The 7,560-nt window shown below is 64.8% G+C and carries 10 protein-coding genes and 1 pseudogene; 5 read left to right on the forward strand and 6 right to left on the reverse strand.

The features are described from left to right. Positions 1 to 115: 115 nt before the first annotated feature. Positions 116 to 228, forward strand: a pseudogene (locus ABZT17_RS26185) (TetR family transcriptional regulator); the annotation flags it as partial. On the opposite strand, the gene ABZT17_RS26190 reads toward ABZT17_RS26185, so the two are convergent. Together ABZT17_RS26190 and ABZT17_RS26195 are read right to left on the reverse strand one after the other, a co-directional pair. Continuing rightward, positions 227 to 1,153 carry an oxidoreductase gene (locus tag ABZT17_RS26190; protein WP_356352033.1) on the reverse strand — a complete coding sequence of 309 codons (927 nt, stop codon included), beginning with the start codon at positions 1,151 to 1,153 and terminating at the stop codon, positions 227 to 229. The pseudogene ABZT17_RS26185 and the gene ABZT17_RS26190 overlap by 2 nt on opposite strands. 117 nt (positions 1,154 to 1,270) lie before the next feature. Continuing rightward, the gene (locus ABZT17_RS26195; protein ID WP_356352034.1) at positions 1,271 to 2,041 is read right to left on the reverse strand and encodes a transposase; all 771 of its coding nucleotides are present in this window, start codon (positions 2,039 to 2,041) and stop codon (positions 1,271 to 1,273) included. Positions 2,042 to 2,112: 71 nt separating this feature from the next. Here ABZT17_RS26195 and ABZT17_RS26200 point away from each other — a divergent pair, with 71 nt between their 5' ends. After that, positions 2,113 to 2,496, forward strand: a complete 384-nt coding sequence (locus ABZT17_RS26200; protein WP_356352035.1) for a hypothetical protein — start codon at positions 2,113 to 2,115, stop codon at positions 2,494 to 2,496. Between the two features lie 394 nt (positions 2,497 to 2,890). Here ABZT17_RS26200 and ABZT17_RS26205 read toward each other — a convergent pair whose 3' ends face one another. The 4 genes from ABZT17_RS26205 to ABZT17_RS26220 all read right to left on the reverse strand — a co-directional run bounded on the left by ABZT17_RS26205 (position 2,891) and on the right by ABZT17_RS26220 (position 5,391). Beyond that, positions 2,891 to 3,418, reverse strand: a complete 528-nt coding sequence (locus ABZT17_RS26205; RefSeq protein WP_356352036.1) for a DUF6082 family protein — start codon at positions 3,416 to 3,418, stop codon at positions 2,891 to 2,893. Positions 3,419 to 3,573: 155 nt separating this feature from the next. Further along, positions 3,574 to 3,810, reverse strand: coding sequence for a DUF397 domain-containing protein (locus ABZT17_RS26210; protein WP_356352037.1), 237 nt, complete (start codon positions 3,808 to 3,810; stop codon positions 3,574 to 3,576). 197 nt (positions 3,811 to 4,007) lie between these two features. After that, a complete protein-coding gene (locus ABZT17_RS26215; protein WP_356352038.1) occupies positions 4,008 to 4,271 on the reverse strand; it encodes a tyrosine-type recombinase/integrase in 264 nt (87 codons plus the stop codon). Positions 4,272 to 5,001: 730 nt separating this feature from the next. Continuing rightward, positions 5,002 to 5,391, reverse strand: coding sequence for a DUF6415 family natural product biosynthesis protein (locus ABZT17_RS26220; RefSeq protein ID WP_356352039.1), 390 nt, complete (start codon positions 5,389 to 5,391; stop codon positions 5,002 to 5,004). 226 nt (positions 5,392 to 5,617) lie between these two features. Here ABZT17_RS26220 and ABZT17_RS26225 point away from each other — a divergent pair, with 226 nt between their 5' ends. From ABZT17_RS26225 to ABZT17_RS26235, 3 genes are read left to right on the forward strand one after another with little or no spacing between them, the layout of a single operon-like run. Further along, positions 5,618 to 5,878, forward strand: coding sequence for a hypothetical protein (locus ABZT17_RS26225; protein WP_356352042.1), 261 nt, complete (start codon positions 5,618 to 5,620; stop codon positions 5,876 to 5,878). Next, on the forward strand, positions 5,850 to 6,377 hold the full coding sequence (locus ABZT17_RS26230) for a DUF6879 family protein (RefSeq protein WP_356352040.1): 528 nt from the start codon (positions 5,850 to 5,852) through the stop codon (positions 6,375 to 6,377). The genes ABZT17_RS26225 and ABZT17_RS26230 overlap by 29 nt, the downstream gene beginning before the upstream one ends. 24 nt (positions 6,378 to 6,401) lie before the next feature. Next, a complete protein-coding gene (locus tag ABZT17_RS26235) occupies positions 6,402 to 7,253 on the forward strand; it encodes a helix-turn-helix transcriptional regulator (RefSeq protein ID WP_356352041.1) in 852 nt (283 codons plus the stop codon). Positions 7,254 to 7,560: the final 307 nt, after the last annotated feature.

The following is a 7,560-nucleotide window of genomic DNA, read 5'->3' on the forward strand; positions in this document are numbered from 1 at the left end:
TCCGCCGCTACGCCGCCGAGGCCTCCGATGCCCGACTCCGCCTCAACGGCTGCCTGGTGACCAACACCGGTCGGCCGGCCGCGATCCGCTCATCCTCGCCCTCGCCCTCGCCCTCGCCCTCGCCCGGATGCTGCTGGTGCTGCTGTGCAGGGCCTGCGGGTGGTGGGCAAGGCGTCGGACGACCCGGCACGCGTACGGGACGCGGCGGAACAGGCGCCGGCCCGCCTCACCCCTTCAAGGCGTCGTACGAAACGCCCGTCAGCCGCTCGGAGGCGCTCCAAAGAAGCTCCCCCGCCTCGTCGTTGAGGGTCCACGGTGCCCGCCAGGACGGCCCCGGCGTCCCGCGCCACATCATGACCGACGGTCCGGTGAACGAGTCCTGCCGTACGCCGGCAGCCGTCGCCGCGTGCAGGACGGGCAACGCCCCCGCCGCCGCCGACTGCGCGAAGACCCGGTTGCCGAGCTCCATCACCCGCTCCGTCAGCCGGCGCCCCTCCATACGGGGCCCGGCGCCCTGCAGATTGGTCGCCGCGTACCCGGGGTGCGCCGCCGCCGCGACCATGTCCGCGCCCTGTGCCACGAGCCTTCGCGACAGCTCGTGGGTGAAGAGCAGGTTGGCGGTCTTGGAGCGGGCGTAGGCGACCCAACGGCGGTAGCGGCGCTCGCTGTTGAGGTCGGCGATGTCGATGTTGGCGAGCGCGTGCATCCCGCTGGAGACGGTCACCACGCGGGCGCCGGGGGTGTCGAGGAGCACCGGCAGCAGAAGGCCGGTCAGGGCGAAGTGGCCGAGGTGGTTGACGCCGAACTGGGTCTCGTTGCCTTCGGCCGTGGTGCCGTACGGGAGCGCCATCACCCCGGCGTTGTTGACGAGCAGGTCGAGATGGTCGTAGCGGAAGCCCTCCGCGAAGTCCCGCACGGAGCCCAGGTCGCCGAGGTCCAGTCGGGCGAACTCGGCCATCGCGTCCGGGACTTCGGCGGCGATCCGGTCCGCCGCCGCGTTCCCCCGCGCCTCGCTCCGGCACGCGAGCACCACTCGCGCCCCCTTGCGGGCGAGCTCTCGCGCGGTGACGTACCCGATCCCGCTGTTGGCGCCGGTGACGACGGCGATACGGCCGGTCTGACCGGGAATGTCGTTGACGGTCCAGCCGGACATGGCCGAACTCCCTTCGGAGCGCACGTGCGGTGCCTTGCTGCGCCCACCCTAAGGGCTGTCCCGTAAATGATCTTTGAGTCGCCTCGGGCGTAGCGGGCTGCCATACCGCCCGTTGGGCTATCCGGCGAGGGCGAGGTTGTGCATCCGGGCGATGCCGAGCATGGCGTGGTGGACGCCGTCGCCTTTGAGGCGGCAGTCGCGGAGGATCTTCCAAGTCTTCATGCGGGCGAAGACGTGCTCGACTCGAGCCCGGACCTGCTTGTGGGATTTGTTGTGTTCTTCTTTCCAGTCCGGAAGTGTGGCCTGGCCTCGCTCGCGGCGGTGCGGGATGACCAGTCCGGTGCCCGGGTAGCCGCCGTCGGCGATCGTGGTGGTCTTGCCGACTGCGGCCTTGGCGCCGGACTCCTCCCATGCCTTGCAGTCGTTGCGGTTCCCGGCGAGCGGCCGGCCGACCACGACTACCAGGCGGGTGTCGGCGTCGATGACGACCTGGTGGTTGGTGGAGTACCGGTAATTCTTCGACTGCGCGGCGATGGTGTGGTCGCGGGTGGGGACCAGCGTGCCGTCCACAATGAGCACGGCGTCTTTGGCGAACCGCTTGCGGGGCTGGAGGGCGAGCATCGGTCCGAGGTGGTCGATGATGCGGTCCGCCACCGACTTCGACACCCCAAACAGCGGCGCGAGCTGGCGCATGGTCAGGTTCGTTCGCCAGTAGGTCGCGACCAGCAGTGCCCGGTCCTCCAGCGCAAGGCTCCACGGGCGGCCCTTGCGGACCGCGTCGGCACCCTCACGACGCAGAACCGTCACCAGCTTTCCGAAGGCACGCGGGCTCAGCCCGGTGAACGGGGCTATCCAGGTCGGCTCCGACGCCGTGATTACACCAGCCACACCAAGATCATTCCAGTTGCCGAGGCTGCTCCGTGTCCTCGATCCTGTGGGCTCGGCAAGCGGGAGGGCACATGGGGCTGGTTCTTTTCCCGGGCGACGGAGACAACAGCAGTCCGGATGTCTCCTGGTCCTATAGCGGCTTCGCCGCGTTTCGGCGATGTCTGGCGGAGGCCGAGGGGTTCGTCCTCTCCGAGATGTCGGGCTTCGGCGGCGAGGGCCCGTGGAGCGAGGTGTCCACCGTTCTGGAGCCATTTCTCGATCATCCGGATGCCGGCGGTGACGACCTCTCGCCTGCCGAGTGCGCGGTGATCCTGCCCCGGTTGGAGGCGATCAGCGACCAGTGGGCGCGGGAGGGCGGCGACCAGCTCCTCAAGCAGCACATTGCGGACGCCCGCCAGTTGGCAGGCGTCCTGCGACTCTGCATCGAGAAGGACGTCCCGCTGGCCTTCCTCTGAAGCCCGCCGAGCACTGATCCCACTTACGGGACAGCACTTAGGAGAGAAAGCCACGAACACCGAAGGGACGGCACCTCCGCACAGGGTGTACAGCCGATGCCCTGAACTGGGCACTCGGCACCTGCCCCCCCTTCCAGGGCACTCTCAGGGCACTTGGAGACGCTCACCGCTTGCCCACACTCCCGTCGACCAGCCGCCGCACAAGCCCATCTCCGCTGAGGCGTCGCAGCAGCGGCGTTCAAGGTGACCGTCGGTTAGCCGTTCGCCTCGGGGGGACGACCCCGGGTCTTGTCGCTGTCACTGCGCACGGCTCGGCATCGACCAGCGGGCGGGCGGCGCACCGGCGGCTGGTAGCCGCTTGTCTGCATTTGCTGGAATCGACTCGCCCCCGCAACTATTCCCCCGAGGGTAGAAAGTAGGATGCGGACTCAACCGGCGGGCCTCCCGCAACAGCTTCTTCGTACACTGCATGAGTCAATTTCACAAACTCAAGATCACGTCGGTTCGCGTTAGCCCTCGCCCACGCGAGCCAGTCATCTCCACCATTTTTCCAGTGTTGACGCGCAACCTCTCCCCTGAAATGAATTTCCAGCGTGACTCGAACCGCTGCAGGCGTCATTCGCCCGACCACATAATCCGCCAGCCATTGACGATAAATCAGGTTGCAGTACGTCAATTGCCGAGCGCTCATGAATGTCATCGGCTCCACCGGCGGATCCCAGCATTGCATTAAAGTCTCATCGTCAATTGCACGCAGCATCAATTCCCTGTGCAGAGAGGACCATATCTCTTCGTGCATACTTCGTGTTTGCCTGACCTGGTAGACAATCGAAAATACGGCACCCAAGAAGGCTGCCGCAGAGAAGGGCGCCGCCACTGCACCATAAGCCTGACTAACTTCACTCAGCCTAGACCAGTTCATATCAGACGGGGCTGTCGCGCGCAGTATAAATGGAGCGAAAGCAATGAAAGAAATGGCGCCGGCAACTAATACCGACCAGAGGGTCCACCGTTTCCACCGATTATGAGATGTCACACATTCCCCCGGCACGCCGAATAAAAGGTTGGGATAAGACCTTAAGCATAAGCCTCGTCAACGCTAGGAACATTCCGGACGAAATTTCGCCAAGCGACAACATTGAAGGAAAGTTGTAGACCTGATGGACATTTCGAGTCGCGGACGTTAATTCGATTGAGGAAAATCGCCACCTCAAGGCAATTGCAGCCACTGGCCGACCTTGAACTCTTTTGCCACTTCCGCTTGATCATTACTCCCTCTCCATCGGTAACACCATGGTCAGGGAAGTCGGGCATTGATCACAAGTAGGCATCGGTCTATAACGTTGAGTTACTTTACCTCTGCCGCAAAGCGGACTCTGCGGGTTCGTTTTCCGCCAGGGTCCCGCCCTCAACAGCAGCCGGGTGAACACAGAACGCCTGGGCAGGGCTTGGACTGCGGCGCCGCCCCCTAGATTCAGGGGGCGGCGTCTGGCGCCCCTCACGCGGCACTCTCAGGACACATCGTTCAACGCGGCTTCCATCATGTCGGCGGTCTGGTCCGCCTCCGCCTCCCACAGGTGGGTGTAGACGTTTAGCGTGATCGACGGCTTGGCGTGACCGAGCCTCTTCTGTACCTGCCTCGGCGTCGCCCCGTTTTTGATCAGAACCGAGGCATAGAAATGCCGCAGATCGTGAAGCGCGGTGTCCCCGGGAACACGGACCTTGCTCCCAGACTTCGCCAGGTAGGCGTTCGCCGCCTGATGTTGCGGGCCCACACCTTCGCCCAGCTACCGCGCCGGATCGCCCCACCGGTCTCGCTGGTGTACAGCAAACGAGCATGGCGCCAAACGGGCTTCCTCGGGTTCGTCCGATCTTCGATGTACACGACCTGCGGCGGAAACTCCTCACGATGCCGGGCGATCTCGTCTACGACCGAACGCCCTTGAGGAACGGACCGATAGCTCTGCTTGGTCTTCGGCTCCCCCAGGTATGGCACCCCCTTGTCGGGACCGATCAGTTGCTGCTTGACCGTCACGGTCTCGCCGGGTTCTTCGTCCTCCAGTCAAGAATCCGGGGACACCATCCGCCACGGTTGCCGTCCTGCGGCACCGGCATGGCGTGCTTGACCATCTCGTCCTCACGGATTCTCCCATCGCGTTCGAGGGACCACAGGGGCACTCGGTGATCACTGATCTTCGAGTGGACGATGTCCTACCCGAGATGAAAGCCGAGGTCGAGCAGTATGAGACGCACACGCCAGAGCACAGGGAGGCCCTGCAACGACTCGTGCTCGCGCAGCGGCAACTACGCAACACAGCAGAGGGGTTCTGAAGCATTCGCCACCCTCCGGTCGGGAGGCCCCAGTGAACTGATCGACACCGTAGGTAGGGTCGAGGCCACGGACCCCACTGGGCGGCGGTGGCCGCGGTACAAGTCCGGCGATGACGCCGCAGTGGCCTTCTGCCAGTGGTGAGCAGCTACTTCAAGTTCCGTCGATGGCCGTAGTCATGGGCGGGCGCCGAGGCTCTCGTAGTGGTCGCACAGAGCGTTTAAGGCGCGTGCCAGGCGTCGGGCATAGCCGACTTCTGCGCCGAATCTACGGCTCGGCCCAGTTCGGAGCCGTCCCCGCGCCTCGCCCACGCACGCGAGCGCGCAGAACCGAGGAATGCTGTCCTTCTTCAACAGCATGACGGCCTGCTCGACCTCAGGAATGAGCAACTCCAGGTGGCCCCGAACCGTCTGCGTCAGCGTCTCTAGTTCATCTGCCGTTGGGGGCAGCACCACGGCGTCCGGGTCCAGCAGAATCTGAACGGTCTCGCGCATGACGGTGATGTCAGGGCGATCGGCCTGCCGGCGTCCAGTGCCCTCGGATACTGCTGTGGTGCGGTTCGCCATGTCGGCCCCTGCCCAGTCGGCCACGCCCGGGGCCGTTCGCATGGTCGCCGGGTCTCGTCGTGCCTCTTGAAGCTAGGAGCGCGTTGAACGCCAATGCCAGCAATGTGCAGATCTTTGCATCCATGCCAACCCGCCCTGGGTATTGACGAATTCGGCCACTTGACCAGCTACGCCATCTGCCGGACCGTGTCGCAAAGAACTGCACATCACGTGGATGGAGACAGTCATGCCGCTACGGTTCATCGGGATCGACCCCGACACGAAGACCGGGGACTCACCGACCGTATGGGTCGACCAGGAGAAGGGTGAACTCGTCGTCCAGGGATGGAAGCCGGGCCCTCAACTCGCAGCAGAGTGCGCCGCGTTCGAAGTGCCGGGCCATGCTGTCGGCATCCCAGCGGACGAGGCCGTCATCCGCATCCCTGCCAGGATGGTGCACATGATCAGGGAGGCATGCGATGTCCTCGATCGTTCCGACGATCGCTGAACTCATGGACAGGTGCACGCGCTCCGCTGTGCACCTTGAGATGCGAGATCACTACGGCGTAGCCGCAGAAGCTGACGACTTCCGGACCTGGCTGGAGACCGGCCGCCTCGACACCGACCCTGAATCACGGGACTGGGCACCCTGGGTGGACCTGGTCTCCCGCGCCGTGGCACGCGGCGTCACAGTACGCCGCGCCCGGATCGTCTCCGAACCCGTCTCGGACTACATCCGCTACGAACACGCCTCCACCGGCGTCAACGTCCACGCCGGCGAACAGGTCCGCTGGCTGCCCCGCCGAAACGCCTCGGACCTCGCCCTGCCCGGCAACGACTTCTGGCTCTTCGACGACCACATCATCCGGTGGGGCCACTTCTCCGGCGACGGAGCCATGACCGGCCATGAAATCTCCGAGGCCCCCGCCGCCGCGAAACTGTGCGCCGAGTCCTTCGAGGCCGTATGGGCCCGCGCGATCCCTCACGACCAGTACCAGATCCACTGACCAGAAAGCACCGGCAGCCGCCCCATGCCCGCCTCGCCATCCTCCTCCGCCCAGGCCGCACGTGAAGCCGTCGCCCACCGGCTGCGCGACCTCCGCAAGGAAGCCGGCCTGACGGTCGTCCAGTTGGCTGCCGCGTGCGGCTGGCACTACTCCAAAACCTCACGCATCGAGAACGCACTCACCGGACCGTCCACAAACGACATCCGCCGCTGGTGCACCGCGACCCGATCAGACGAACAAGCACAGGATCTCGTCGTACAGTCCATCAACGCCGAATCGATGTACCGCCAATGGCGCGACCAGGTCCGCACCGGACTACGCCACATCCAACACAGCAGGATGCAGGCGTCCCGCGAGACCGAGAACTTCCGAATCTACTCCTCCGGCATCGTCCCCGGACTGCTGCAGACAGAGGGCTACGCGCTCGCCGTCCTCGGAATCGCCGCCAACATCCACGCCCTGGACATCGACGACAGCACCGAGGCCGCACACGCCCGACTCGAACGCTCCCGCATCATCCACGAGCCGGGACACCGTTTCATCGTGGTCATCGAGGAGGCCGTACTCCACTCCCAGGTGGCCGAGACCAACGCGATGGCAGCACAACTCGGCTACCTCCTCACCGCCGGCGCCCTACCAGCCGTCTCCCTCGGCGTCATCCCCACGACCATTCGCCGCACGCACTGGCCCGAAGAGACTTTCCACATCTACGACGACAAGCACGTCTCCGTCGAGCTGGTGTCAGCCGAAGTGAACGTCACCCAACCCTCCGAGATCGCCCTGTACATGAAAGCGTTCGAGCGGCTGCGCAGCATGGCCGTCTACGGCGCAGACGCCCGAGCTCTGATCGTGAAGGCCATCGAAGCCCTGCACTGAGCCCGGACTTCAACCAAATCAGCGGTCGATCCACAGTCATTGGGCCACCTTGGGTGCGCGAGCCTGGTAGCACCTTCCCCCACGCCATCAAGGCCCTCGTACAGCGCGGGCACGCGGGCTTAACCTATTACAGCAGGCGAAGGCGCAGCAGTAAGCGTGTCCGCACACCATTGCCACGGTTTTGCTTCTGCGCTGTCATATTCACGTGATTGCTAGTACTCCAGCAGGATTTCGCTGTCTGACCTGGTCTTTTCGCCGGGTGGCGGGAGTGTAGCGGGACTTCGATCGTGCGGGGGCGGTCTCACGG

This window comes from Streptomyces sp. NPDC005648 (assembly GCF_040605395.1).
Lineage (GTDB): Bacteria > Actinomycetota > Actinomycetes > Streptomycetales > Streptomycetaceae > Streptomyces.